Annotated in this window: 24 protein-coding genes and 4 tRNA genes; 5 read left to right on the top strand and 23 right to left on the bottom strand. The window is 69.0% G+C overall.

Annotated features, from left to right (window positions below):
• Positions 1–110: 110 nt before the first annotated feature.
• From rpoB to OHT61_RS19205, 9 genes are all read right to left on the bottom strand, one after another.
• Entirely contained in the window at positions 111–3596 is a 3486-nt protein-coding gene (rpoB, locus tag OHT61_RS19245; RefSeq protein WP_329040030.1) for a DNA-directed RNA polymerase subunit beta, read from the bottom strand.
• Positions 3597–4209: 613 nt separating this feature from the next.
• On the bottom strand, positions 4210–4593 hold the full coding sequence (gene rplL, locus OHT61_RS19240) for a 50S ribosomal protein L7/L12 (protein WP_329040029.1): 384 nt from the start codon (positions 4591–4593) through the stop codon (positions 4210–4212).
• A gap of 83 nt (positions 4594–4676) precedes the next feature.
• Positions 4677–5234 carry a 50S ribosomal protein L10 gene (gene rplJ / locus OHT61_RS19235; RefSeq protein WP_327115703.1) on the bottom strand — a complete coding sequence of 186 codons (558 nt, stop codon included), beginning with the start codon at positions 5232–5234 and terminating at the stop codon, positions 4677–4679.
• 379 nt (positions 5235–5613) lie between these two features.
• The gene (locus tag OHT61_RS19230) at positions 5614–6522 is read right to left on the bottom strand and encodes a hypothetical protein (RefSeq protein ID WP_329040028.1); all 909 of its coding nucleotides are present in this window, start codon (positions 6520–6522) and stop codon (positions 5614–5616) included.
• Between the two features lie 143 nt (positions 6523–6665).
• Positions 6666–7388: a 50S ribosomal protein L1 gene (gene rplA, locus OHT61_RS19225; RefSeq protein WP_325747076.1), complete on the bottom strand. Its 723-nt coding sequence runs from the start codon at positions 7386–7388 to the stop codon at positions 6666–6668.
• A gap of 83 nt (positions 7389–7471) precedes the next feature.
• On the bottom strand, positions 7472–7906 hold the full coding sequence (gene rplK, locus OHT61_RS19220; RefSeq protein ID WP_007445924.1) for a 50S ribosomal protein L11: 435 nt from the start codon (positions 7904–7906) through the stop codon (positions 7472–7474).
• A 175-nt stretch (positions 7907–8081) separates the two neighbouring features.
• On the bottom strand, positions 8082–8972 hold the full coding sequence (nusG, locus tag OHT61_RS19215; RefSeq protein ID WP_329040027.1) for a transcription termination/antitermination protein NusG: 891 nt from the start codon (positions 8970–8972) through the stop codon (positions 8082–8084).
• 73 nt (positions 8973–9045) lie between these two features.
• Entirely contained in the window at positions 9046–9333 is a 288-nt protein-coding gene (gene secE, locus OHT61_RS19210) for a preprotein translocase subunit SecE (protein WP_327115712.1), read from the bottom strand.
• Between the two features lie 106 nt (positions 9334–9439).
• A tRNA-Trp gene (locus OHT61_RS19205) sits at positions 9440–9512 on the bottom strand.
• Positions 9513–9725: 213 nt separating this feature from the next.
• Between OHT61_RS19205 and OHT61_RS19200 the strand changes: the two genes are divergently transcribed.
• Entirely contained in the window at positions 9726–10952 is a 1227-nt protein-coding gene (locus OHT61_RS19200; RefSeq protein ID WP_329040026.1) for a pyridoxal phosphate-dependent aminotransferase, read from the top strand.
• Positions 10953–11077: 125 nt separating this feature from the next.
• Positions 11078–12091, top strand: coding sequence for an adenosine deaminase (locus OHT61_RS19195; protein ID WP_329040025.1), 1014 nt, complete (start codon positions 11078–11080; stop codon positions 12089–12091).
• Between the two features lie 84 nt (positions 12092–12175).
• Here the strand turns inward: OHT61_RS19195 and OHT61_RS19190 are convergent, their stop codons facing one another.
• From OHT61_RS19190 to OHT61_RS19165, 6 genes are all read right to left on the bottom strand, one after another.
• Positions 12176–13231 (bottom strand): UDP-N-acetylmuramate dehydrogenase, encoded by a 1056-nt coding sequence (locus tag OHT61_RS19190; protein WP_329040024.1) that lies wholly within the window; start codon positions 13229–13231, stop codon positions 12176–12178.
• A 153-nt stretch (positions 13232–13384) separates the two neighbouring features.
• Positions 13385–13813, bottom strand: coding sequence for a MaoC family dehydratase (locus OHT61_RS19185; RefSeq protein WP_329040023.1), 429 nt, complete (start codon positions 13811–13813; stop codon positions 13385–13387).
• Positions 13813–14265: a MaoC family dehydratase N-terminal domain-containing protein gene (locus tag OHT61_RS19180; protein ID WP_327115720.1), complete on the bottom strand. Its 453-nt coding sequence runs from the start codon at positions 14263–14265 to the stop codon at positions 13813–13815. Before OHT61_RS19180 ends, OHT61_RS19185 begins: the two co-directional genes overlap by 1 nt.
• Positions 14266–14371: 106 nt before the next feature.
• Entirely contained in the window at positions 14372–14536 is a 165-nt protein-coding gene (rpmG, locus tag OHT61_RS19175; protein ID WP_003956487.1) for a 50S ribosomal protein L33, read from the bottom strand.
• Positions 14537–14625: 89 nt separating this feature from the next.
• Positions 14626–14698 (bottom strand) — tRNA-Met (locus OHT61_RS19170).
• 45 nt (positions 14699–14743) lie between these two features.
• Positions 14744–14816 (bottom strand) — tRNA-Thr (locus tag OHT61_RS19165).
• A 296-nt stretch (positions 14817–15112) separates the two neighbouring features.
• On the opposite strand from OHT61_RS19165, the gene OHT61_RS19160 reads away from it, so the two are divergent.
• Both OHT61_RS19160 and OHT61_RS19155 read left to right on the top strand, forming a co-directional pair.
• Positions 15113–16447, top strand: a complete 1335-nt coding sequence (locus OHT61_RS19160) for a hydrolase (RefSeq protein ID WP_329040022.1) — start codon at positions 15113–15115, stop codon at positions 16445–16447.
• Between the two features lie 34 nt (positions 16448–16481).
• Entirely contained in the window at positions 16482–17138 is a 657-nt protein-coding gene (locus tag OHT61_RS19155) for an SDR family oxidoreductase (RefSeq protein ID WP_329040021.1), read from the top strand.
• A 39-nt stretch (positions 17139–17177) separates the two neighbouring features.
• Here OHT61_RS19155 and OHT61_RS19150 read toward each other — a convergent pair whose 3' ends face one another.
• Positions 17178–17729 (bottom strand): TIGR03086 family metal-binding protein, encoded by a 552-nt coding sequence (locus OHT61_RS19150; protein WP_329040020.1) that lies wholly within the window; start codon positions 17727–17729, stop codon positions 17178–17180.
• 317 nt (positions 17730–18046) lie between these two features.
• A tRNA-Tyr gene (locus OHT61_RS19145) sits at positions 18047–18128 on the bottom strand.
• 162 nt (positions 18129–18290) lie between these two features.
• On the opposite strand from OHT61_RS19145, the gene OHT61_RS19140 reads away from it, so the two are divergent.
• Positions 18291–18779, top strand: a complete 489-nt coding sequence (locus tag OHT61_RS19140; protein ID WP_329040019.1) for a YajQ family cyclic di-GMP-binding protein — start codon at positions 18291–18293, stop codon at positions 18777–18779.
• A gap of 194 nt (positions 18780–18973) precedes the next feature.
• Here OHT61_RS19140 and OHT61_RS19135 read toward each other — a convergent pair whose 3' ends face one another.
• The 6 genes from OHT61_RS19135 to OHT61_RS19110 form a co-directional block, all read right to left on the bottom strand.
• Positions 18974–19246, bottom strand: coding sequence for a GlsB/YeaQ/YmgE family stress response membrane protein (locus OHT61_RS19135; RefSeq protein ID WP_329040017.1), 273 nt, complete (start codon positions 19244–19246; stop codon positions 18974–18976).
• 78 nt (positions 19247–19324) lie between these two features.
• Positions 19325–19720, bottom strand: a complete 396-nt coding sequence (locus OHT61_RS19130) for a YccF domain-containing protein (protein ID WP_327115730.1) — start codon at positions 19718–19720, stop codon at positions 19325–19327.
• Positions 19717–20580, bottom strand: coding sequence for a zinc metalloprotease HtpX (gene htpX, locus OHT61_RS19125; RefSeq protein WP_329040016.1), 864 nt, complete (start codon positions 20578–20580; stop codon positions 19717–19719). Before htpX ends, OHT61_RS19130 begins: the two co-directional genes overlap by 4 nt.
• A gap of 218 nt (positions 20581–20798) precedes the next feature.
• A complete protein-coding gene (gene mscL, locus OHT61_RS19120; protein ID WP_329040015.1) occupies positions 20799–21263 on the bottom strand; it encodes a large conductance mechanosensitive channel protein MscL in 465 nt (154 codons plus the stop codon).
• A gap of 114 nt (positions 21264–21377) precedes the next feature.
• Positions 21378–22907, bottom strand: coding sequence for an NADH-quinone oxidoreductase subunit N (locus OHT61_RS19115; RefSeq protein WP_329040014.1), 1530 nt, complete (start codon positions 22905–22907; stop codon positions 21378–21380).
• Complete coding sequence (locus OHT61_RS19110; RefSeq protein ID WP_329043318.1) at positions 22904–24454, bottom strand: complex I subunit 4 family protein; 1551 nt, start codon at positions 24452–24454, stop codon at positions 22904–22906. Before OHT61_RS19110 ends, OHT61_RS19115 begins: the two co-directional genes overlap by 4 nt.
• Positions 24455–24479: the final 25 nt, after the last annotated feature.

Below are 24479 nucleotides of genomic sequence, written 5' to 3'. Positions count from 1 at the left end.
CGGGGGTTCGAGCCCCCTCGCGTCATGCGAGAAAACGGGGCACTTCAGCAATGGTCTGAACGGGTCCGGGGAGAGCCGGCCGGATCACTGGGATCCGGCCGGCCAACCCGTCAGACCTCTTCGACGCTGCTCGGCTCTCGCCGGGACAGGTCGATACCGAGCTCCTCCGCCGCGCGGAAGACGTCCTCGTCCGTGTCGCGCATCTCGATGGACATGCCGTCCGAGGACAGCACCTCCACGTTGAGGCAGAGCGACTGCATTTCCTTGATGAGCACCTTGAAGGACTCGGGAATGCCCGGCTCGGGGATGTTCTCGCCCTTGACGATCGCCTCGTAGACCTTCACGCGGCCGGTGACGTCGTCGGACTTGATCGTCAGCAGTTCCTGGAGGGCGTATGCGGCGCCGTAAGCCTCAAGAGCCCACACCTCCATCTCACCGAATCGCTGCCCACCGAACTGCGCCTTACCACCCAGCGGCTGCTGCGTGATCATGGAGTACGGGCCGGTCGAACGCGCGTGGAGCTTGTCGTCGACCAGGTGGTGCAGCTTGAGGATGTACATGTACCCGACCGAGACCGGGTCCGGGAACGGCTCGCCGGAGCGGCCGTCGAACAGCTGGGCCTTGCCCGAGGGCTGGACCAGCCGGTCGCCGTCGCGGTTCGGGATCGTGGCCTTGAAGAGGCCGGTGATCTCGTCCTCACGGGCACCGTCGAAGACCGGGGTCGCGACGTTGGTGCCGGGGGCGACCTGGTCGGCACCGATGGCCTGCAGGCGCTGGGCCCACTCGTCACCGAGGCCGGAGACGTCCCATCCGCGGCTGGCGAGCCAGCCGAGGTGGATCTCCAGGACCTGTCCCGGGTTCATTCGGGACGGGACACCCAGCGGGTTGAGGATGATGTCGACCGGGGTGCCGTCCTCAAGGAACGGCATGTCCTCGATCGGGAGGATCTTCGAGATGACGCCCTTGTTGCCGTGACGGCCGGCGAGCTTGTCACCATCGGTGATCTTGCGCTTCTGCGCGACGTAGACGCGGACCAGCTGGTTCACGCCCGGCGGCAGCTCGTCGCCCTCTTCGCGGTCGAAGACGCGGACGCCGATGACCTTGCCGATCTCGCCGTGCGGGACCTTGAGCGAGGTGTCACGGACCTCGCGCGCCTTCTCACCGAAGATCGCGCGGAGCAGACGCTCCTCCGGGGTCAGCTCGGTCTCACCCTTGGGCGTGACCTTGCCGACGAGGATGTCGCCGGCGACGACCTCGGCACCGATACGGATGATGCCGCGCTCGTCGAGGTCGGCGAGGACCTCCTCGGAGACGTTCGGGATGTCCCGGGTGATCTCCTCCGGGCCGAGCTTGGTGTCACGGGCGTCGACCTCGTGCTCCTCGATGTGGATCGAGGAGAGGACGTCGTCCTGCACGAGGCGCTGCGACAGGATGATCGCGTCCTCGTAGTTGTGACCCTCCCACGGCATGAACGCCACGAGCAGGTTCTTGCCCAGCGCCATCTCACCGTTCTCGGTGGCCGGCCCGTCGGCGAGGACCTGGCCCTCGATGACGCGGTCGCCCTCGGAGACGACGACCTTCTGGTTGACCGAGGTGCCCTGGTTGGAGCGCGAGAACTTGGCGATGCGGTACGTGGTGTACGTGCCGTCGTCGTTGGTGACGGTGATGTAGTCCGCGGAGACCTCCTGGACCACACCGTCCTTCTCGGCCTTGAGCACGTCACCGGCGTCGGTGGCGCAGCGGTACTCCATGCCCGTGCCGACGAGCGGCGCCTCGGACTTGATGAGCGGCACCGCCTGACGCATCATGTTCGCGCCCATGAGGGCACGGTTGGCGTCGTCGTGCTCCAGGAACGGGATCATCGCGGTGGCGACGGACACCATCTGGCGCGGCGAGACGTCCATGTAGTCGACGTCGTCACCGGGGATGTAGTCGACCTCTCCGCCACGACGGCGGACCAGGACGCGCGGCTCGGTGAACCGCATGTCCTCGGAGAGCGTCGCGTTCGCCTGGGCGATCACGAAGCGGTCTTCCTCGTCGGCGGTGATGTAGTCGACCTCGTCGGTGACCTGGCCGTCGACGACCTTGCGGTACGGCGTCTCGATGAAGCCGAACGCGTTGACGCGGCCGTACGAGGCGAGCGAACCGATCAGACCGATGTTCGGGCCTTCAGGGGTCTCGATCGGGCACATGCGTCCGTAGTGGGACGGGTGCACGTCTCGGACCTCGAAGCCGGCCCGCTCACGGGACAGACCACCCGGGCCGAGCGCCGACAGACGGCGCTTGTGGGTGAGACCCGACAGCGGGTTGTTCTGGTCCATGAACTGCGACAGCTGGCTGGTGCCGAAGAACTCCTTGATGGAGGCGACGACCGGCCGGATGTTGATCAGGGTCTGCGGCGTGATCGCCTCGACGTCCTGGGTCGTCATGCGCTCACGCACGACGCGCTCCATACGGGCGAGACCCGTGCGGACCTGGTTCTGGATCAGCTCGCCGACGTTGCGCAGACGACGGTTGCCGAAGTGGTCGATGTCGTCGGTCTCGACGACGATCGTCCGGCCGGACTCACCGACGGTCTCGAGCTCACCGGCGTGGAGCTTCACCAGGTACTTGATGGTGGCGATGATGTCGTCGCTGGTGAGCACACCGGCGTCGAGCGGCTCGTCGGCGCCGAGCTTCTTGTTCACCTTGTAGCGGCCGACCTTCGCGAGGTCGTAGCGCTTCGGGTTGAAGTAGAGGTTCTCGAGCAGCGTCTGAGCAGCCTCGCGGGTGGGCGGCTCGCCCGGACGCAGCTTGCGGTAGATGTCGAGCAGCGCGTCGTCCTGGCCCTGGGTGTGGTCCTTCTCCAGGGTGGCGCGCATCGACTCGTACTCGCCGAACTCCTCGAGGATCTGCTCGGTGGTCCAGCCGAGAGCCTTCAGGAGGACGGTGACGGACTGCTTGCGCTTGCGGTCGATGCGGACACCGACCATGTCGCGCTTGTCGATCTCCATCTCCAGCCAGGCACCCCGGGACGGGATGATCTTGGCGGAGAAGATGTCCTTGTCGGACGTCTTGTCGATGGAGGAGTCGAAGTAGACACCCGGCGAGCGGACGAGCTGCGACACGACGACACGCTCGGTGCCGTTGATGACGAAGGTGCCCTTGTTGGTCATGAGCGGGAAGTCGCCCATGAAGACCGTCTGGGACTTGATCTCGCCGGTCTCGTTGTTGGTGAACTCGGCCGTGACGAAGAGCGGGGCGGCGAACGTGAAGTCGCGCTCCTTGCACTCGTCGATCGAGTTCTTCGGGGGCTCGAAGCGGTGGTCGCGGAACGTCAGCGACATCGACCCGGAGAAGTCCTCGATCGGTGAGATCTCCTCGAAGATCTCCTCCAGGCCGGACTTGGTGGGGACGTCCTGTCCACTGTCCAGAGCTGCCTCGACGCGAGCCTTCCAGGCGGCGTTGCCGAGGAGCCAGTCAAAGCTCTCGGTCTGCAGCGCGAGGAGGTTCGGAACCTCGAGGGGCTCCTTGATCTTTGCAAAAGAGATGCGCAGCGGGGCGGTGCTGGCACCGTTGTTCGTATTCGAGGTCGAGGCGTTGCGCGAGGCGGCCAAGAGGGGGTCCTTCCGAGGGCTCGGACTCACTACGCGCGTACCGGCCCCCAAGCCGCACACAGAGACAGGAATCCCAAGGTCAGGGAATGTCCGGTCATCGGTGCTGAGCGTGGGCATGCCCCTGGTGACGGGCAGGAGGCAGCTAACAGGCAGCGCAAAGGGTCAGTGTAGCCAAGCGGCACACTGATGTCCAGTCGGGGTTCTCAGAGACCCACGTTGCTCTCAACAGCTGTTCTCAACACCCATGAATAGCCCTCGCGCGGTGTGCGCTCTTCTTTACTGCCCTCTTCGCTCTCGATCCATGCCTCGGATGCGGATCGAGATGACGACGCGTCCTGAGAATTGCGCGCCGCGTGCGGTTCGTCAAGGCCCCGGGGCCCCGGCGGACGTCCGCCGATCTTCACCTGCGCCCGGAGGACGCCTGTTGACGCCCGGTGGCGCGCCCCGGAGAAACGCACGGCGAAGATCACCCTACTCGCCGCGGACGGAAGATCAAGGCAGCCCCCGGGGGCATGCCGAAGGGCGACCACCCGGATGGGTGATCGCCCTTCGGTGAGGACACTCAGCGCCTTACGGAGCGAGCGGCCTCGGGAGAGTCAGAGGACTCTCGAAGTCACTTGACCTCGACGGAAGCGCCGGCGCCCTTGAGGGACTCGGCAGCCTTCTCGGCGGCCTCCTTGGCGACCTTCTCGAGGACGGGCTTCGGGGCGCCGTCCACGAGGTCCTTGGCCTCCTTGAGACCCAGCGAGGTCAGCTCACGCACGACCTTGATGACCTGGATCTTCTTCTCGCCGGCACCCGTGAGGATGACGTCGAACTCGTCCTGCTCCTCAGCGGCCTCGGCGGCCGGGCCGGCGCCCGCGGGGCCGGCAACGGCGACGGCCGCGGCGGCGGTGACGTCGAACTTCTCCTCGAACGCCTTAACGAACTCGGAGAGCTCGATGAGGGTGAGCTCCTCGAACTGGGCGAGCAGGTCTTCCTGGCTGAGCTTCGCCATGATGGCGTCCTTCCACTATTCGGCAGGTGCCGGATGTATATGTCGGCGGGCGTACATGGAGCCCGCTGGACCGCTGAGCGAAATTACTCGGCGGCCTCGGCGGGAGCCGGCGTACCGGCACCGCCCTGCTCGGCCTTCTTGGCGCGAAGCGCTTCCGCGGTGCGGACGAACTTCGACGGCAGAGCCTGGAAGAGCTGCGCAGCCTGAGTCTGCTTGCCCTTCATGGCGCCGGCCAGCTTGGCGAGCAGCACCTCGCGGGACTCGAGGTCCGCGAGCTTCTTGATCTCATCGGCGGACAGCGCCTTACCGTCAAGGACACCGCCCTTGATGATGAGGTTGGGGTTGTCCTTGGCGAAGTCACGAAGACCCTTCGCCGACTCCACCGGGTCACCGGTGATGAAGGCAACCGCCGTCGGACCTGCGAACAGGTCGTCCAGCGTGTCGATCCCGGCCTCGTTGGCCGCAATCTTGGTCAGCGTGTTCTTCACCACGGCGTACTGGGCGTTCTCACCGAGCGAACGACGCAGCGTCTTGAGCTGCGCCACGGTGAGACCCCGGTACTCGGTCAGCACGGCGGCGTTCGAGCTGCGGAACTGGTCCGTCAGCTCGGCTACCGCGGCAGCCTTGTCGGGCCTTGCCATGAGCGTCGGCCTCCTTCCGGGTGATGAGGACCGCTCAGAAGGGGCCGGGAAAGACGAAACGCCCCAGCACAAGTGCCAGGGCGCGGCTCGACCGGACGAATCCGGGAGCGTTCCACAGTCACCTGCGCAGGTCGTCCGATCTAGCGGAACCTTCGGTCACCGTGCCTCTTGCGAGAGCGCGGCGACGACCAGCGGTCTTTGGCTTCTTGTAGAGGCTACGCGACCGGGGCCATCCGGAGCAAATCCGTCCTGGTTCGCCCCGCGCGAGAGGTTTAGGGGCCTGTCGGGCGGCACACGGAGGGCAGGCACCACGCCGCCTGCGAGGAGGAGCCCCGCACCCTCCGGAGAGGCTGCGGGGCCCGTCGTCACCGTCGAAGGATCAGGTGGTCGCGGGGTCCGCGGCCTGCCCGATCCCCTTGAGCATCTCCATCAGGTCGAAGGTCTCGCCCGCGGGCGGCGCCTCGACGGTCACACCGGCGCCGTAGTCGGAGTAGTCGGCGACCACGGTGATTTCGCCCTGCGGGTTGTCCACCCCGACGTTCATACGCCTCGGGTAACCGTCCTCGTCGACCCAGACCTCGGTGTCGTAGCCCGTGATCCCGCTCTTCTTCACGTTGGCGAGCAGCGACTTGCGCTCCTCGGCCGACAGGACGTCGAGCGACTTGTTGGCGGACAGCATCTCGGCGACCGAGAGCGAGCCCTTGTAGTGCTGCGTCGCGACCCCGCCGATCTTCTCGGCGCCGACGCGCTTGAGATTCGGGGACTCCAGGAGCAGCGCCAGCTGCTGCGCCGGGTCCTGGTTCATCCCCTCCAGGCCGCGGGTCATCTGCTTCTGCGCGGCGGCGTTCCCGGATGCCTTCGCGATGGCGCCCAGGTCCATCTTCATCCAGCGCTTGCCGTCCATCTCGGCGGCGGCCGAGGCACCCATGTCCATGAACATGACGTTGTCCGCCATGATCATGCGGACCTGCTCCGGTGCGTCCGGAGCGGCCTGGAGCGCCTCGCCCTTCATGGTCATGTCCATCACGGTGGGTCCCCAGCCCATCGTGCCGTCCATCTCCATCGTGCCGCCGGCGGCGGCGGGCGAGGTGACCGTCATGTGCACCTTGGCCGACTTCGCGGCCGCGGTCTTCTTGTACGCGGCCGTCAGCACCTCTGTCACCGGCGCTTCCGACTTCGCCGCACCCGCCACCGGCTTCTTCTCACCGCTCTGGCAGCCCGCGACTCCGACGACCACGGCCGCCAACGTCAGCGAGACCCCCGCCCGCTTCCATGCCGACACACTCATGCCCCACCCCTGTGTACGTAGTTGAATTGTTGAAAGGTAACGCACCGCACTGAGAGCCCGCACACGAAAAACCGTCCCCCCGGCGCTCCTGAGAGCACCGGGGGGACGGTTTTCGGTCACGCGGTCCGCGACCACCGTCAGTTTCAGACGGCGGCCGGGTCCTCCTCGACGAGGAGGTTGCGCACGCGGTTGGCGTCCAGCGGGATGCCGGGGCCCATCGTCGTGCTCATGGTCGCCTTCTTGATGAAGCGACCCTTCGCGGCGGACGGCTTCAGACGGAGGATCTCCTCCAGGGCCGCGCCGTAGTTCTCGACCAGCTTCGTGTCATCGAAAGAGGTCTTTCCGATGATGAAGTGCAGGTTCGAGTGCTTGTCGACGCGGAACTCGATCTTTCCGCCCTTGATGTCGTTGACAGCCTTGACGACATCGGGGGTGACGGTGCCGGTCTTCGGGTTCGGCATCAGACCACGCGGACCGAGCACGCGGCCCAGGCGGCCGACCTTGCCCATGAGGTCCGGCGTGGCGACGACGGCGTCGAAGTCCAGACGGCCCTTCGCCACCTCGTCGATGAGCTCGTCGGCGCCGACGATGTCGGCGCCCGCGGCTTCCGCGGCCGCAGCACGGTCACCGGTCGCGAAGACCAGGACCCGGGCGGTCTTGCCGGTGCCGTGCGGGAGGTTCACGGTGCCACGGACCATCTGGTCGGCCTTGCGAGGGTCAACACCCAGGCAGAACGCGACCTCGACGGTGCCGTCGAACTTCGTGGTGGCGGTGTCCTTGGCGAGACGGACGGCCTCGAGCGGGGCGTAGGTGCGCTCCCGGTCGATCTTCGCGTCCGCAGCGCGGAGGTTCTTGCTGCGCTTCACATCTACTCCTGATGATTTTCAGAGTGTGGAGTCGTGGTGCGGACCAGCGCTTGGTCCTACCACTGAGGGGCTACGGGGCTGACTCAGCCTTCGACCGTGATGCCCATGGAACGGGCGGTGCCAGCGATGATCTTCGACGCGGCGTCGAGGTCGTTGGCGTTCAGGTCGGGGAGCTTGGTCGTGGCGATCTCGCGGACCTGGGCAGCCGTCAGCTTGGCGACCTTGGTCTTGTGCGGCTCGCCGGAGCCCTTGTCCACACCCGCGGCCTTGAGGATCAGCTTGGCGGCCGGCGGAGTCTTCGTGATGAAGGTGAAGGAGCGGTCTTCGTAGACCGTGATCTCCACCGGCACGACCATGCCACGCTGCGACTCGGTCGCGGCGTTGTAGGCCTTGCAGAACTCCATGATGTTGACGCCGTGCTGGCCCAGCGCGGGGCCGACCGGCGGTGCCGGGTTGGCCGCACCGGCGTTGATCTGGAGCTTGATAAGCCCCGTGATCTTCTTCTTCTTGGGAGGCATTGCTCTCTCCGGGTCCTAGTGAGAGTGTTTCGCCGCCGTTCCGGTCATCCGGATGGAGGCATACCGCACAACGATAACGGGTACAGTCGCGCGACCAAAAACGAGCAGGTCAGACAGGCTGCGAAGCCGGTCTGACCTGCTCGATAGGCATGTGTCCGGAAGCTGACGGAAAGCGTCAGTTCTTCTGGATCTGGTCGAAGCTGAGCTCGACCGGGGTCTCGCGGCCGAAGATCTCGACGAGGCCCTTGACCTTCTTCGAGTCGGCGTTGATCTCGTTGATCGTCGCCTGCAGCGTCGCGAACGGGCCGTCGGTGACGGTGACCGAGTCGCCCACCTCGAAGTCCAGCACCTGGACCTCGACCTTGCGGGCGGGAGCCGGCTTGCCCTCGGCCTCGGCCGCCTCGCGGGCCGCCTTCTCCTCGGCCTCCGGGGCGAGCATCTTGACGATCTCGTCCAGCGTCAGCGGGTACGGGTCGTAGGCGTTGCCGACGAAGCCGGTGACGCCGGGCGTGTTGCGGACGACGCCCCACGACTCGTTCGTCAGGTCCATGCGCACGAGGACGTAGCCCGGGAGCTTGTTCTGGCGGACGTTCTTGCGCTCGCCGTTCTTGATCTGGACGATCTCTTCCTCGGGCACTTCGGCCTGGTAGATGAAGTCCTCGACGTTGAGCGAGACGGCGCGCTGCTCCAGGTTGGCCTTCACGCGCTTCTCGTAGCCGGCGTACGTGTGGATGACGTACCACTCGCCGGGAAGTCCGCGCAGCTCGTCGCGGAGGGCGGTGACGGGGTCGACCGGTTCGGCCACCTCGGCGTCTTCCTCGTCCTCGGCGGCGACCGCTTCGTCGTCCTCGGTGGACTCGTCGTCCTCGTCGGAGTCGGATCCGTCCTCATCGGCGACGGCGTCGTCCTCGTCGGACTCGGCCTGCTCGTCCTCGGCGGCGTCAGCAGCTTCGACCTGGTCCGGGGCCACGGCATCCGCCGCCTCGACGATGTCGAGCTCGTCCTCGGCGGACTCGACGGCGCTCGCCGTGGGCTCGGCGTCGTCGTTCAGGTTCGGGTCAGACACGATGGCTGCTTCTTCCTGGATACATATGGGTGGAACATGCGAAAGGGGCGCCGATGAGGCGCCCTCCGCGGGATCAGCCGAAGACGTACTTGATGACCCGCGCGAATCCGAAGTCAATCACGGTGACGAGACCGATCATCACGACCACGAATGCGATCACCACGGCCGTGTAGGTCGAGAGCTGGTTACGCGTCGGCCATACGACCTTGCGCAGCTCCGCGATGATCTGGCGGTAGAAAAGCGCGAGCCGGCCCAGAGGACCCTTCTTGCCGCGCTTGCCGCCCTTCCGGGCCTTCTTCTTCGACTCGGGGGCTTCGTCCTCGGCATCAGGCATGTCGATGGAGCCCACGGCGTCCGTCACGCTACTCACCTGATTCCGGGTCATGGCCGTGCCGCGCCCGGTGGAGCCGCACGGCGGTGCATTGAAGTACGTAGATGCGCACACATCCTGGCGGAGGAGTGTGTAGCAGGGCCGGAGGGACTTGAACCCCCAACCGCTGGTTTTGGAGACCAGTGCTCTACCAATTGAGCTACGACCCTTTGTGGATTCCACCAACCTACCGCATCTTCACCGGTGGGCCGGTGGGGAAGACGGTGCGGCTGATGAAGGCCAACGACAGGTGAGTGTACGTGCTCAGGGGCGCCGCGTCGAACAGACAACAACCGACCGGTCCTGTCCGCATGCTGTCCGAGTGCTGTCCGGTCCCTGAAACCGCTGTGCTCCGGGGTTTTCCGGTCTGCGAGCATGGGGGCATGAGCGCTGCAACTTCTCCGTCCGAGCGCCGGGTCTCGGCCCGCATCGGTGCGATCTCCGAGTCCGCCACCCTCGCCGTCGACGCAAAGGCCAAGGCCCTCAAGGCCGCCGGGCGTCCGGTGATCGGCTTCGGCGCCGGCGAGCCCGACTTCCCGACCCCGGGCTACATCGTCGACGCCGCGATCGAGGCGTGCCGCAACCCGAAGTACCACCGCTACACCCCCGCGGGCGGGCTGCCCGAGCTCAAGGCCGCCATCGCCGCGAAGACGCTGCGCGACTCCGGCTACGAGGTCGACGCCTCCCAGATCCTGGTGACCAACGGCGGCAAGCAGGCCATCTACGAGGCGTTCGCCGCGCTCCTGGACCCGGGTGACGAGGTCATCGTCCCGGCGCCGTACTGGACGACCTACCCCGAGTCGATCCGTCTCGCCGGCGGTGTGCCGGTCGAGGTCGTGGCCGACGAGACCACCGGTTACCGGGTCTCGGTCGAGCAGCTGGAGGCCGCTCGCACCGAGCGCACGAAGGTCGTCCTGTTCGTGTCGCCGTCCAACCCGACCGGCGCGGTGTACGACGAGGCCGACACCGAGGCGATCGGCCGCTGGGCCGTCGAGCACGGGCTGTGGGTGATGACGGACGAGATCTACGAGCACCTCGTCTACGGCGACGCGAAGTTCACCTCGCTCCCCGCGATCGTGCCCGAGCTGCGTGACAAGTGCGTCGTGGTCAACGGCGTCGCCAAGACCTACGCCATGACCGGCTGGCGGGTCGGCTGGATCATCGGCCCCAAGGACATCGTGAAGGCCGCGACGAACCTGCAGTCGCACGCCACGTCCAACGTCAGCAACGTCGCCCAGGCCGCCGCGCTGGCCGCGGTCTCAGGCCCCCTGGACGCGGTCGCCGAGATGCGCGGCGCGTTCGACCGCCGCCGCAGGACGATCGTGCGCATGCTGAACGAGATCGACGGCGTGCTCTGCCCCGAGCCCGAGGGCGCGTTCTACGCCTACCCGTCCGTGAAGGAGCTGCTCGGCAAGGAGATCCGCGGCAAGCGCCCCGCGGACTCCGTCGAGCTCGCGGCCCTGATCCTGGACGAGGCCGAGGTCGCCGTCGTGCCCGGCGAGGCGTTCGGCACGCCGGGCTACCTCCGGCTGTCGTACGCCCTGGGCGATGACGACCTCGTCGAGGGCATCTCGCGGCTCCAGAAGCTGCTGGGCGAGGCCCGCGACTGACGCGGAACACCCCTCCCCACGAAGGTGACCCCCGGCTCCGGCCGGGGGTCACTTTTCTGTTCGATCGGTAACTCACAAGGGGATCCGGCTACCGCCGCACCCCTCGCGTGCGGCAAGATCCTTCAATGGAGCGTGACGTACGGCTGTTGCCCAAGGCCCATCTGCACCTGCACTTCACCGGGTCGATGCGGCCGACGACCCTGCTCGAACTCGCGGACAAGTACGGCGTGCACCTGCCCGACGCGCTGACCGGGGGCGAGCCGCCCAAGCTGCGGGCCACGGACGAGCGGGGCTGGTTCCGCTTCCAGCGGCTCTACGACATCGCCCGGTCCTGCCTGCGCGAGCCGGAGGACATCCAGCGGCTCGTGCGCGAGACCGCGATGGAGGACGTCGCGGACGGCTCCGGGTGGCTGGAGATCCAGGTCGACCCCACCTCGTACGCCCCCCTGCTCGGCGGGCTCATCCCGGCCATCGAGATCATCCTGGACGCCGTGGACCGCGCGGCCCGCGAGACGGGGCTCGGGATCCGGGTGGTGATCGCCGCGAACCGCATGAAGCACCCCCTGGACGCCCGCACACTGGCCCGGCTCGCCGTGCGGTACGCCGACCAGGGCGTGATCGGCTTCGGGCTCTCCAACGACGAGCGGCGCGGCATGGCGCGCGACTTCGACCGCGCCTTCGCCATCGCCCGCGAGGGCGGGCTGATCGCCGCACCGCACGGCGGGGAGCTCTCGGGCCCCTCCAGCGTCCGGGACTGCCTGGACGACCTGGACGCCTCCCGGATCGGGCACGGCGTGCGGGCCGCCGAGGACCCGCGGCTCATGTCGCTGCTAGCGGAGCGCGGCGTGACGTGCGAGGTCTGCCCGGCGTCGAACGTCGCACTCGGCGTCTACGAGAAGCCCGACGACGTACCCCTGCGCACTTTGTTCGACGCGGGGGTGCCGATGGCGCTCGGGGCGGACGACCCGCTGCTGTTCGGATCGCGCCTGGCGGCGCAGTACGACCTCGTACGCCGTCATCACGCGTTCACCGACGAGGAACTGGCCGAGCTCGCGCGGCAGTCCGTACGCGGCTCGGTGGCGCCCGTGGAGGTGCGGGAGAAGATGCTCGGCGGGATCGACGCGTGGCTCGTCGGCTGAGGCCGTCCGCGGGACCGTCCGGGCCGGTGGTGGCTGCCGTCGGCCTGCGGACGGCCCGCCACCCCGCGGGCGCGAGGGCGGCGGCTACAGGCTGACGCCGACCGTCACCGGTTCGTTGACGAGGGTGACCCCGAAGGCCTCGCGGACCCCTTCGACCACCTCGCGGGCCAGGGCCAGCAGGTCCTCGGTGGTGGCGTCGCCCCGGTTGGTGAGGGCGAGGGTGTGCTTGGTGGAGATGCGCGCGGGACCCGTGCCGTACCCCTTGGTGAAGCCCGCCTTGTCGATCAACCACGCGGCGGAGGTCTTCACCAGCCCCTCGCCGGCGGGGAAGGCGGGCGGTGTCACGCCGGCGCCCAGCCTGTCCACCGCGCGGGCGAGGAACGCCGCGTGCTGCGCCTCGTCGAGGACCGGGTTGGTGAAGAACGACCCGGCCGACCAGGTGTCGTGGTCCTCCGGGTCGAGCACCATGCCCTTGCCCGCCCGCAGGCGCAGGACCGTCTCGCGCGCCGCCTCGGCGGGCACACGGTCGCCCTGCTCGACGCCCATGGCGCGGGCGGTCTCCGGATACCTCAGGGGCGCGGACAGCCCGCCCGCGTCCTCCAGCCCGAAACGGACGCGGAGGACGACGAAGCGGTCGGGTTCGGCCTTGAAGCGGCTGTGCCGGTACGAGAAGGCGCACGCCTCGTTGGGAAGGGTGACCGTCTCGCCGGTGTGCCGGTCGTAGGCGACGACCTCGGTGATCACCGAGGACACCTCCTGCCCGTAGGCACCGACGTTCTGGATCGGGGTCGCGCCCGCGGACCCGGGGATGCCGGCGAGGCATTCGATGCCCGCCAGGCCGGCCTCGACGGTGCGGGCGACGGCGTCGGTCCACACCTCACCGGCGGCCAGTTCGAGCGTCGTACCGCTGAGCTCGAATCCCTCGGTGGCGATGCGCAGCGCGATGCCGTCGAAGCCCTTGTCGCCGATGACCAGGTTGGATCCGCCGCCGATGACCAGCAGCGGGGTGCCGCTCGCGTCGGCTTCGCGGACGGCGGCGACCACCTCCGCGTCGGTGGTGGCCGTCAGGAGGCGGTCGGCCGGGCCACCGAGCCGGAAGGTGGTCAGGGGGGCGAGGGGGGCATCGTGGAGTTCGTGCACGGGGACAAGAGTACGGTCCGTGGCCCCGCCGGGCGGGGCCACGGGGTGCGGCTGCCGGGCCGGCCCCCGTCGCACGGCGTGGGCGTGCCCCGCACACGCGAAGGGCGCCCTCATGACGAGGGCGCCCCGCGCACGTCCGCGGACGTGCGTACGTCAGGCCAGGCGGACGACGGCGCGGGACATGCCCAGCACCTTCTTGCCGTCGCTCATGGCGGTCAGGTCGACCCGCACGAGGTTGTCGTCCAGCTTCGCGGCGACCTTGGCGCTGACCTCGACCAGTGCCCCGGTGTCGTCGTTCGGCACGACGACGGGCTTGGTGAACCGCACCCCGTACTCGACGACCGCGCCCGGGTCGCCGGCCCAGTCCGTGACCACCCGGATCGCCTCGGCCATGGTGAACATGCCGTGCGCGATCACGTCGGGCAGCCCGACCTCCGTCGCGAACTTCTCGTTCCAGTGGATCGGGTTGAAGTCACCCGAGGCGCCGGCGTACTGCACGAGGGTCGCGCGGGTCACCGGGAAGGACTGCGCGGGCAGCTCCGTACCGACCTCGACCGCTCCGTAGGCGATGCTCGCCGTCATCACGCCTCCTCGGCGGCACGGGCCACCAGCTTCGTCCACGCCGTCACGACGTGCTCACCGGACTCGTCGTGGACCTCGCCGCGGATGTCGACGATGTCGTTGCCGGCCATCGACTTGATGGCCTCGATGGTCGAGGTGACGGCCAGCCGGTCACCGGCCCGGACGGGGCGGGTGTACGCGAACTTCTGGTCGCCGTGCACGACACGGCTGTAGTCCAGTCCCAGCTGCGGGTCCTCGATGACCTGACCCGCCGCCCTGAACGTGATCGAGAACACGAACGTGGGCGGTGCGATCACATCCGGGTGCCCCAGAGCCTTGGCGGCCTCGGTGTCGACGTACGCGGGGTTGGTGTCGCCCACCGCTTCCGCGAACTCCCGGATCTTCTCCCGGCCGACCTCGTACGCCGGGGTGGGCGGATAGGTCCGCCCCACGAAGGACTGGTCGAGCGCCATGAGCCCGCTACCTCCTGATGAAAAAAGTCGAATAGGGCGTGGAACTACCCCAATAAAACGACACGAGGCCGCCCCCAGTGGGGACGGCCTCGTGTACGAGCCTGTTTCAGCGCGTTTCGCGGTGCGCGGTGTGCGAGTTGCAGCGCGGGCAGTGCTTCTTCATCTCAAGACGGTCCGGGTTGTTACGCCGGTTCTTCTTGGTGATGTAGTTCCGCTCCTTGCACTCCACGCAGGCCAGCGTGATCTTCGGGCGGACGTCGGTGGCAGCCACGTGAGTGCTCCTTGGACGGACGGATGGACGGATGAACGCATAAAAGAGTAGCCGATCGAAGGACCGACCCCACAATCGGCTACCGTTAGTAGCGGTGACCGGACTTGAACCGGTGACACAGCGATTATGAGCCGCTTGCTCTACCGACTGAGCTACACCGCTTTGATGCCGGGCTTCCCCGCCGAAGCGGAGAGACCCGATCACCAGAGCCCCAATGCGGAATCGAACCGCAGACCTTCTCCTTACCATGGAGACGCTCTACCGACTGAGCTATTGGGGCGAGCGAGGAAGACATTACACGGTCTGTGGCCGACGCCCAAATCCGTTTCCCCCGCCCCCACCGACCCCTCGGGAGCCGGTCCGCCGAACCCCGCGATCCGCCCCCTGATCAGGGCCTTGATCAGCTCGTACACCGCGCCCGCCGGGTTCCCGCGAAGCCGGGCGGCCCGCTCTCACCCGCCCTCCCCGCGCGGACCGCATTCGTACGACTAACTCGCCCTCCGCACGGGGGCCCGCGGCCCCGCCTAGGCTCGGCGCACCCTCTGCGTGATCTTGCTTGCCCCCAGGAGCGGCGCGATGCCCGACAGCCCCAGCGACGCGCCCGCACTTCTGCTAAGCGGAGCGCGGCTCGCCGACGGGCGTTCCGTCGACGTACGGATCAGCGGCCCGCGCATCGAGGCGGTCGGGACGGCAGGCAGTCTCCGCACCGAGGGGAGGCGGCTCGACCTGCGCGGCTACCTCCTGCTGCCCGCGCCGGCGGAGCCGCACGCCCACCCCGGGACGGCGCTCACCGCGGGCGGCCCGGCGGCCCACCACCCGGCGCCCGACCACTCGGGGTCACACCACCCGGCGTCCGGCCACCCGACATCCGGCCACTCGGCGTCACACCACCCGGCGCCCGACCACCCGGCATCCGGCCACTCGGCATCCGGCCACTCGGAGGACGTCCGCCGCCGGACCACCGAGTCGGCGCTGCTCCAGCTCAGCCACGGCGCCACCGCTCTGCGCGCCCATGTGCGCGTCGGCGACTCCCAGGGACCGGGGGCACTCGAAGCCGTGCTGGAGGCCGGCCGCTCCCTGCGCGGCCTGACCGACCTGACCACCGTGGCCGTTCCCCGCGTTCTCACCGGCGTCGCGGGCAAGGACGGCCTCGCCCGGCTCCGCGACGCCGTGGAGATGGGTGCGGGCGTGATCGGCGCCTGCCCCGATCTCGACCCGGACCCCGCGGGCCACGTCGAGGCGGTCCTGGACCTGGCCGCCACCCACGACCGGCCGGTCGATCTGCACACGGACGGTGACGACCCCGCGCGCCTCGCCGGGCTGGCCGACATGGCCGGCGGGCTCGGCTCCCGCGTCTGCCTGGGGCCCGTCGCCGGGCTCGCACGGCTTCCGGACGAGGTCGCGGCCCGCACGGCCGACCGGCTCGCCGCCGCCGCCGTGACGGTGGTCTGCCTGCCCCAGGGCCCGTGCTCGGGCTCCCTGCGACGGGGCACCGCGCCCGTACGGCTGCTGCGCGCGGCCGGGGTACGGGTCGCCGCCGGCAGCGGGGCTCTGCGCGACGCCTCGAACCCGGTCGGCCGGGGCGACCCCCTGGAAGCCGCCTACCTGCTCGCCTCGCAGCACGGCCTCACCCCGCAGCAGGCGTACGACGCCGTCTCGACCACCGCGAGGGCGGCGCTGGGGCTGCCCGGGGTACGCGTCGAGGCCGGCTTCCCCGCGGAACTGCTCGCCGTGCGCGGGGACGGGCTCGCGGGGGCGCTCTCGCTGGCGTACAGCCGGATCGTGGTGCACCGCGGGCGCGTCGTGGCGCGGACGAGCGCCGTGCGCGAGTACCGCGACTCGGGGGCCGCCTCGGGGCTGGACCTCCCCCGCCAGGGAAGGGTGGATTCCGGCCACGGCGGCGGGCCTTGAGCGCGACTGCGCGGTGCGGCGTACCGTCGGAAACATGCGCATTGTCATTGCAGGAGGACATGGTCAGATCGCGCTGCGGCTCGAGCGTCTGCTCGCCGCGCGCGGTGACGAGGCGGCGGGCGTCATCCGCAACCCGCAGCAGAGCGAGGACCTGAGGGAGGCGGGGGCGGAACCTGTCGTCCTCGACCTCGAATCGGCGTCCGTCGAGGAGGTGGCGGAAGCGCTTCGGGGAGCGGACGCGGTGGTCTTCGCCGCGGGCGCCGGACCGAACAGCGGCTCGGGCCGCAAGGACACGGTGGACCGCGGGGCGGCCGTACTCTTCGCGGACGCGGCGGAGCGGGCAGGTGTGCGGCGCTACATCGTGATCTCGTCCATGGGCGCGGACCCCGGGCAGACCGGCGACGAGGTCTTCGACGTCTACCTGCGGGCCAAGGGCGAGGCGGACGCGTACGTGCGCTCCAGGCCGGGCCTCGACTGGACGATCCTGCGACCCGGGATGCTCACGAACGACGCGGGCACCGGGCAGGTCCTGCTCACCGCCTCGACGGGCCGGGGCCCCATCCCCCGCGACGACGTGGCGGCCGTGCTGCTGGAGCTGCTCGACACCCCGGCGACGGCGGGCCTCACGCTGGAACTCATCAGCGGGAACAAGCCGGTTGCGGTCGCGGTGAAGGACATCGCGGGGAACTGACGTCGCGGGGAACTGACGTCGGCGGGGCGGGCGGACCCGCTACACCCGTCGGCCCAGGAAATTCAGCAACCTGGTCTGGGCGTCCGCGTCGGCGGCCGAAGAGATCTTCGCGCCGAACGCCCTGGGCATCCGGATGTCCCCGTCCTCCGGCAGGAGGATCTCCGTGGCCACGGCCACTGCTTCGGCGTCAAGTGCCTCGTCCTGGCCGGTCGCCCGCGCCAGATCCCATCCGTGGATCAGGGTGTCGGCGCACGCCATCCGCCTCACGAACTCCTCGAACGGAATGGAGCCGAACTCCTCCCCCAACAAGGCACGCGCCTTCGCCGGGTCGCGCAGGGATGCCTTGACCGCCCCGGACGCCGCATCCCATGCCTGGGCAAGGTCCTCGCCCCGGCCGGGCGCCGCATGGCTTGATCCGTCCAGTCCGGCGACGGCCCTCCGGTGATTCGAGACCACGTGGGCCGCGACATCCCGAGCCGCCCATCCAGGGCACGGGGACGGATCCTGCCATCTGTCCGGCGGGCAGACGCGGATCAGTTCCCCGAACCGCTCCGCAATGCGTTCGTAGAGCTCAGGTACCGAAGATTCCACTCGACTCTCCTCTTTCCGATCATGCGGGTGCGGGGTGTCGATCTTGCCGGGCTCAACGGTCTCACCGGTCTTGCCTGTCTTGCCTGTCTTGCCGGTCTCTCCGGTCCTTCCGACGGCGGCTCTTCACAGAGGCGGTCGCTCCGCTCACGACCAGGCCGATGACGCCCGCGCCACACGGAGTGGCCGACCCGGGAATTGCGGTGGGCGGAAAGCCGCACAGAACGGGATCAACGGCGTCTTCGGAACTCATCGACGCCGGGCAACGAAAGAGGGCCCGTGCTCAGCATCTCTGCTGTTCACGGGCCCTCTTGTTCCTGTGGCGGCGCCAGGGTTCGAACCTGGGTAGGCTGAGCCGGCAGATTTACAGTCTGCTCCCTTTGGCCACTCGGGCACACCGCCTGGAACGGCGCCTCGAAGACCTTGCGGGCTCCTTGGCGACGACGTAAACGATACCCGATGCCCAGGGGTGCTACGCCACCTGATTGATCAGCGCCGGGTGCGGGCGCGGATGGCTAGGCTTTGTGCCGTACCCAACGCATACGACGCAAGGAGCCACACGTCATGGCCGACTCCAGTTTCGACATCGTCTCGAAGGTCGAGCGGCAGGAGGTCGACAACGCCCTCAACCAGGCCGCCAAGGAGATCTCCCAGCGCTACGACTTCAAGGGGACGGGTGCGTCGATCTCCTGGTCCGGCGAGAAGATCCTGATGGAGGCGAACGGCGAGGAGCGCGTGAAGGCGATCCTCGACATCTTCCAGTCCAAGCTGATCAAGCGCGGGATCTCCCTGAAGTCGCTGGACGCGGGCGAGCCCCAGCTGTCCGGCAAGGAGTACAAGATCTTCGCCACGATCGAGGAGGGCATCTCCCAGGAGAACGCCAAGAAGGTGGCGAAGATCATTCGCGATGAGGGCCCGAAGGGCGTCAAGGCACTCGTCCAGGGCGACGAGCTGCGCGTCAGCTCGAAGAGCCGGGACGACCTGCAGGCCGTGCAGGCACTCATCAAGGGCAAGGACCTCGACTTCGCGGTGCAGTTCGCCAACTACCGGTAGGCGGTTCGCCGCCGTGTGCGGCGGTGCGTGGGCGGGGCGGGGTGTGCCTGATCGGCACGGCCCGCCCCGTTCGCGTGTCCCAGCCCGCTGAGCGCATGCGGCGCCCCGCACAGGCCCCGGTCGCCTCCGGCGTGCCCCTTAAGGCGCTTCCGGGCCCGCCACGCGGCTCGCGGGGGCCGGGTGGGCGTCGAAGGTCAGCGGCGTTCGCGGGAGTTGCCGAAGAGCAGCCTGTAGGCGATCAGCAGCACCAGGGATCCGGCGATGGCGGCCACCCAGGTGGCCGTGTCGTAGAAGTCCGTGCTGATGGGGCGGTCGAGGAAGCGGGACGACAGCCAGCCGCCCAGGAAGGCCCCCACGACGCCTATCAGGGTCGTGCCGACGATGCCGCCGGGATCGCGGCCCGGCAGAAGCAGTTTGGCTATGGCGCCGGCCAGCAGCCCGAGGATGATCCAGCTGATGATGCTCATGGTGGCGTACCTACCCGTCACTCGTTCCTGCAAGCCAGGACGCGTGCGCGACGGGCGCGGTTGCCGGCCGGGGGTGCTTCAGCGGGCCGCGAACGGCTGGTCGTCGCTGCGGACGATCTCCTTGCCGAAGGGCATCAGCGAGACGGGGATCAGCTTGAAGTTCGCGATGCCCAGGGGGATGCCGATGATCGTGACGCACAGCGCGATGCCGGTGAAGATGTGGCCGAGCGCCAGCCACCAGCCCGCCAGGATCACCCAGAGGACGTTGCCGATGAGTGAGGGGGCTCCGGCGTCGTAGCGGTCGACGACGCTGTAGCCGAAGGGCCAGAGGGCGTAGACGCCGATACGGAACGCCGCCAGGCCGAAGGGGATGCCGATGATCGTGATGCAGAGCAGGAGCCCTGCGGCGATGTAGCCGAGGAACATCCAGAATCCGCACAGGACCAGCCAAATGACATTCAGGATTGTCTTCACGGTCGATACCCTGCCATCTGCTCGAGTCGGGCGATGCGTTCGGCCATGGGCGGGTGGGTGGAGAACATCTTGGACATGCCCTGGCCGGGTCGGAACGGGTTCGCGATCATCATGTGACTCGCGGTCTCGATCCGGGGTTCGGGTGGGAGCGGAAGCTGTTTGGTGCCCGCGTCCAGCTTGCGCAGGGCGCTCGCCAGGGCGAGCGGGTCGCCGGTGAGCTGGGCCCCGGAGGAGTCGGCCTGGTACTCGCGGGAGCGGCTCACGGCGAGCTGGATGACCGAGGCGGCGAGCGGGCCGAGGATGAGCACGAGGAGCATCCCGAGGAGGCCCGGGCCGTCGTCGTCGTCGGACCGCCCTATGGGAATGAGCCATGCGAAGTTGACGAGGAACATGACGACGGAAGCGAGGGCGCCCGCGACGGACGAGATGAGGATGTCGCGGCTGTAGACGTGGCTCAGCTCGTGGCCGAGGACCCCGCGCAGCTCGCGCTCGTCGAGGATCTGCAGGATGCCCTCGGTGCAGCACACGGCCGCGTTCCTGGGGTTGCGGCCCGTCGCGAAGGCGTTGGGTGCCTGCGTCGGCGAGATGTAGAGCCGGGGCATGGGCTGACGGGCCGCGGTCGAGAGCTCGCGGACCGTGCGGTAGAGCTGCGGCGCCTCGAACTCGCTGACCGGGCGCGCCCTCATGGCGCGCAGGGCGAGCTTGTCGCTGTTCCAGTAGGCGTAGGCGTTGGTGGCGACGGCGACGACCAGCGCCACGATCAGCCCGGTGCGTCCGAAGAAGCTGCCGATGACGATGATGAGGGCCGACAGGCCCCCGAGGAGTACAGCGGTTTTCAGCCCGTTGTGCCGGCGGTGCACGGTAGCCCTCCAAGTGGTGCGGCAGGGGGACCCTTGCTCAGTGGTGCTCCACTCTCCAGTGGAGCCTCCCTTACTGGTCAACGCCAGGCGACGGAAGCTAGTTCCCTTGTGCCCGGGCGCCGGGGGCAACGGCGGAAGGGGCGGATCCGGTCGGATCCGCCCCTGGGCCGTACGGGTGGAAGGCGCCCTGGCGCGGGCCCGGGGGCCCGTGACGCGCCTCAGCGCTGGACGGGCAGTCCCGCGAGCGCGCGGGCCTGGGCGTCGGGCTCGACGTCGCTGGTGCAGTGGGCGCAGCGGCTGGCGATGGCGGGGATCTCGGTGAAGCACCGGGGGCAGTCGCGCAGGGCGGCCTTGATGTCGGCCTTCTCCTGCTCGTGCTTGGCCGTGAAGCGGTTCTGGACCTTGGTCATCGGGAGGACGACCAGGAAGTACAGGACGGCGGCGGTGATGAGGAAGGCGATAGCGGCGCTGACGAAGAGGCCGTAGGGGAATTTCACACCGTCGACGGTGTAGTGGGCCTTGCTGTAGTCACCGGCCCCGCGGGTGAAGATCCCGATCAGCGGAAGGATGAACGCGTTGGTGAAGCCCGTGACCACCGCGGTGAAGGCGGCCCCGACGGCGAGGCCGATGGCCATGGAGATGACGTTCCCGCGGAGGATGAAGTCCTTGAACCCGTTCAGCACCGCTCTGGCTCCTCTGTGCTCTTCGTGCGTGCTCTGCTTCGGTGACGTGTGCACGCACGACCATGCCCTGAGCGCGGCGCGCCGGGCAAGCCGGTCGGCCGTGGGCGGAAGCGGTCAGAAGAGCGCGACGGCGGCGACGCGGAGGATGAGCTGGGGGGCACCGGAGAGTGTGATTCCGGCTACTGCGGTGAGGACGATCGCGACCGTGAGCGGGGCGGGGACCCGGTGGCTCGGGGCTGCCGCCGCCCCTTCGGCAGCGGCTTCCGTGTCCGCGGACCTGAAGAGCTCGGCGGTCCACCGCAGGTAGTAGTACAGCGCGATCACGACGTTGACGGCCATGACGACGGCGAGCCAGCCGAGCCCCGCGTCGACCGCCGCGGAGAAGACCGTCACCTTGGCGAAGAGGCCGATGATCCCGGGCGGCAGGCCGGCCAGGCAGAGCAGGAAGAAGCCCATGGCGAGCGCGGCCAGGGGCCGCGTGGCGTAGAGACCCCGGTAGTCGCTCAGGCGGTTGCCCGGGTGGGTACGGGCGACGAGGGCGGCCACCGCGAAGGCGCCGAGGTTCACCACCGCGTACATGAGCGCGTAGGCCACGGTGGAGCCGATCTGGGCGTCGCTGGAGTACGCGGCCGCGGCGATCGGGACGAGGAGGTATCCGGCCTGGCCGACGGAAGACCAGGCGAGGAGGCGTACGGCGCTGCGGGCGCGGGTCGCCGTCTGGCGGAGTGCGGCGACGTTGCCGATGGTCATGGTGAGGGCGGCCAGGACGGCCAGGACGGGGCCCCACACATCGGCGTAGGACGGGAAGCCGATCACCGTGACGAGGATCAGCCCCGAGAAACCCACTGCCTTGCCGACGACCGAGAGGTAGGCGGCGATGGGGAGCGGGGCTCCGACGTAGGTGTCGGGGACCCAGAAGTGGAAGGGGGCCGCGGCCGTCTTGAAGGCGAAGCCGACGAGGGTGAGGACGACTCCGGCCCCGGCGAGGGTCTGGAACCGTCCCGGTACGTCGTCGAGCCGGGCCGCGATCTCGGTGAGGTGCATGGTGCCGGTGGTGGCGTAGACGAAGCTGACGCCGAGCAGCATGACGGCGGTGGCGACGACCGAGGAGAGGAAGAACTTCAGGGCCGCTTCGGAGGAGCGCCGGTCGCCGCGCTTGATGCCCACCAGGGCGAATGCGGGGAGGGAGGCGACTTCGAGGGCGACGACGAGGGTGGCGAGGTCCCGGGCGGCGGGCAGGAGCGCGGCGCCCGCGGCCGAGGAGAGCAGCAGGAACCAGAATTCGCCTGCCGGAAGCTTGCGGGTGTCCCCGGCCGAGAGCAGTGCGGTGAGCAGGGCTCCGCCGAGTACGAGGGCCTGGATGACGAGCGCGAAGTGGTCGGCGGTGTAGCTGCAGGCCCCGTCGGCGAGGCAGAAGGTGGAGCGGTCCCCGGCCCGCAGGGGGATGAGCAGGGCGAGTGCGACGACGAGCCCGGCGACGGCGCCGTAGCCGAGGAGCGGTTTGCGCCGCTCGGCGACGAAGAGGTCGGCGACGAGGACGAGGAGTGCCGCGCCCGCCGCGGCGACGGGGGGTGCGATGGCGAGCCAGTCGACGGACTGGACGAGGCTCGCCGCCCCGGTTGCGCTGCCGGCTGCCAGGGTCACGACTTGCCTCCTGCGAGGAGCTTCTGCACGGCCGGGTCGGTGAGGCCGAGGAGGACGGCGGGCCAGAGTCCGGCGAGGACGGTCAGTGCGGCGAGCGGGGTCCAGGCGGCGAACTCGTAGGTCCGGATGTCGGCGACCGCCTCGGTCCGCTCACGCTGCTCGCCCATGCAGACGCGGCGTACGACGATGAGCATGTACGCGGCGGTCAGGAGGGTGCCGAGCGCGCCGACGGACATGTACGTGAGGAAGGCGGGGCGGCTCAGTCCCTCGGCGGGGTCGAAGGCGCCGAACAGGGTGAGCATCTCGCCCCAGAACCCGGCGAGGCCGGGGAGTCCGAGCGAGGCGACGGCGGCGAAGGCGAGGAGTCCGCCGAGGCGGGGCGCGCGGCCGTAGAGGGCGGCTCCCGTGGCGCCGGCGAGAGTGTCGAGGTCCGCCGTGCCGTAGCGGTCCTTGACGGCGCCGACCAGGAAGAACAGCAGGCCGGTGATCAGCCCGTGGGCGATGTTGGCGAAGAGCGCGCCGTTCACCCCGGTGGGGGTCATCGTCGCGATGCCGAGCAGCACGAAGCCCATGTGTCCCACGGACGAGTAGGCGATCAGGCGCTTCAGGTCGCCCTTGGCCCCGGGGCGGGCGAGGGCGAGGCAGGCGAGCGATCCGTAGATGATCCCGACGACGGCGAAGGCCGCCAGGTACGGCGCGAAGGTCCGCATCCCGTCGGGGGCGACGGGGAGGAGGATGCGGACGAATCCGTACGTACCCATCTTCAGCATGACGCCGGCGAGGAGGACGGACCCCACGGTCGGGGCGGCGGTGTGGGCGTCGGGCAGCCAGGTGTGGAGCGGCCACATCGGGGTCTTCACCGCGAGGCCGATCCCGATCGCCAGTACGGCGATGACCTGCACGGACGTGGTGAGGCCGCGGCCGTTGTCAGTGGCGAGTGCCACCATGTCGAATGTGCCGCTCTTCAGCCCGACGAGGAGCAGCCCCAGCAGCATGATCACGGATCCGAGCAGGGTGTACAGGATGAACTTCCAGGCGGCGGGCTGCTTCCGGTCACCACCCCAGCGGGCGATGAGGAAGTACATCGGGATGAGGACCATCTCGAAGGCCAGGAAGAACAGCAGCAGGTCGAGGACGGCGAAGGTCGCGAGGGTGCCGGACTCGAGCAGCAGGACGAGCGCGACGAAGGCCTTCGGGGAAGGGCCTGCGGGGAGCTTGAAGTAGCTGTAGAGCGCGCACAGGAAGGTCAGCAGCGCGGTCAGCACGAGAAGGGGGAGCGAGATGCCGTCGGTGCCGAGGTGGATCCGGACGTCGAGTGCCGGGATCCAGCTGATGTCGGTGGTGGCCTGCATCTTCGAGGGGTGGTCGTGGTCGAAGCCCGCAGCCAGGACGAGTGCGGCGATGAGCACGGCGCCGGTGACGGTCACCCCGTGGCGGAGCACGGCCTGGTCCGGGTTCCTGCCCTTGAGCCCGGGCGGGGCGGGCAGCAGCGCGGCGACCGCTCCCAGCAGCGGGACGACCACGATGAACGCCAGAAGGAACTGCATCACTGATGCGCTGATATCGAACACG

This window comes from Streptomyces sp. NBC_00178 (assembly GCF_036206005.1).
Lineage (GTDB): Bacteria > Actinomycetota > Actinomycetes > Streptomycetales > Streptomycetaceae > Streptomyces.
Note: the sequence above shows the minus strand (reverse complement) of the source record. Positions and strands in the feature narration are given on the sequence as shown.

What these genes read in the sequence shown, in the direction of transcription:
- OHT61_RS19140 (WP_329040019.1), top strand. Translation starts at nt 18,291, where the DNA reads ATGGCCGACTCCAGTTTCGACATCGTCTCGAAGGTCGAGCGGCAGGAG.
- OHT61_RS19110 (WP_329043318.1), bottom strand. Translation starts at nt 24,454, where the DNA reads ATGCAGTTCCTTCTGGCGTTCATCGTGGTCGTCCCGCTGCTGGGAGCG.
- OHT61_RS19180 (WP_327115720.1), bottom strand. Translation starts at nt 14,265, where the DNA reads ATGGCGCTCGACCAGTCCTTCGTGGGGCGGACCTATCCGCCCACCCCG.
- rplJ (WP_327115703.1), bottom strand. Translation starts at nt 5,234, where the DNA reads ATGGCAAGGCCCGACAAGGCTGCCGCGGTAGCCGAGCTGACGGACCAG.
- OHT61_RS19135 (WP_329040017.1), bottom strand. Translation starts at nt 19,246, where the DNA reads ATGAGCATCATCAGCTGGATCATCCTCGGGCTGCTGGCCGGCGCCATA.
- OHT61_RS19160 (WP_329040022.1), top strand. Translation starts at nt 15,113, where the DNA reads ATGCCCGACAGCCCCAGCGACGCGCCCGCACTTCTGCTAAGCGGAGCG.
- OHT61_RS19200 (WP_329040026.1), top strand. Translation starts at nt 9,726, where the DNA reads ATGAGCGCTGCAACTTCTCCGTCCGAGCGCCGGGTCTCGGCCCGCATC.
- rplK (WP_007445924.1), bottom strand. Translation starts at nt 7,906, where the DNA reads ATGCCTCCCAAGAAGAAGAAGATCACGGGGCTTATCAAGCTCCAGATC.
- OHT61_RS19155 (WP_329040021.1), top strand. Translation starts at nt 16,482, where the DNA reads ATGCGCATTGTCATTGCAGGAGGACATGGTCAGATCGCGCTGCGGCTC.
- OHT61_RS19230 (WP_329040028.1), bottom strand. Translation starts at nt 6,522, where the DNA reads ATGAGTGTGTCGGCATGGAAGCGGGCGGGGGTCTCGCTGACGTTGGCG.
- rplL (WP_329040029.1), bottom strand. Translation starts at nt 4,593, where the DNA reads ATGGCGAAGCTCAGCCAGGAAGACCTGCTCGCCCAGTTCGAGGAGCTC.
- OHT61_RS19185 (WP_329040023.1), bottom strand. Translation starts at nt 13,813, where the DNA reads ATGACGGCGAGCATCGCCTACGGAGCGGTCGAGGTCGGTACGGAGCTG.
- OHT61_RS19195 (WP_329040025.1), top strand. Translation starts at nt 11,078, where the DNA reads ATGGAGCGTGACGTACGGCTGTTGCCCAAGGCCCATCTGCACCTGCAC.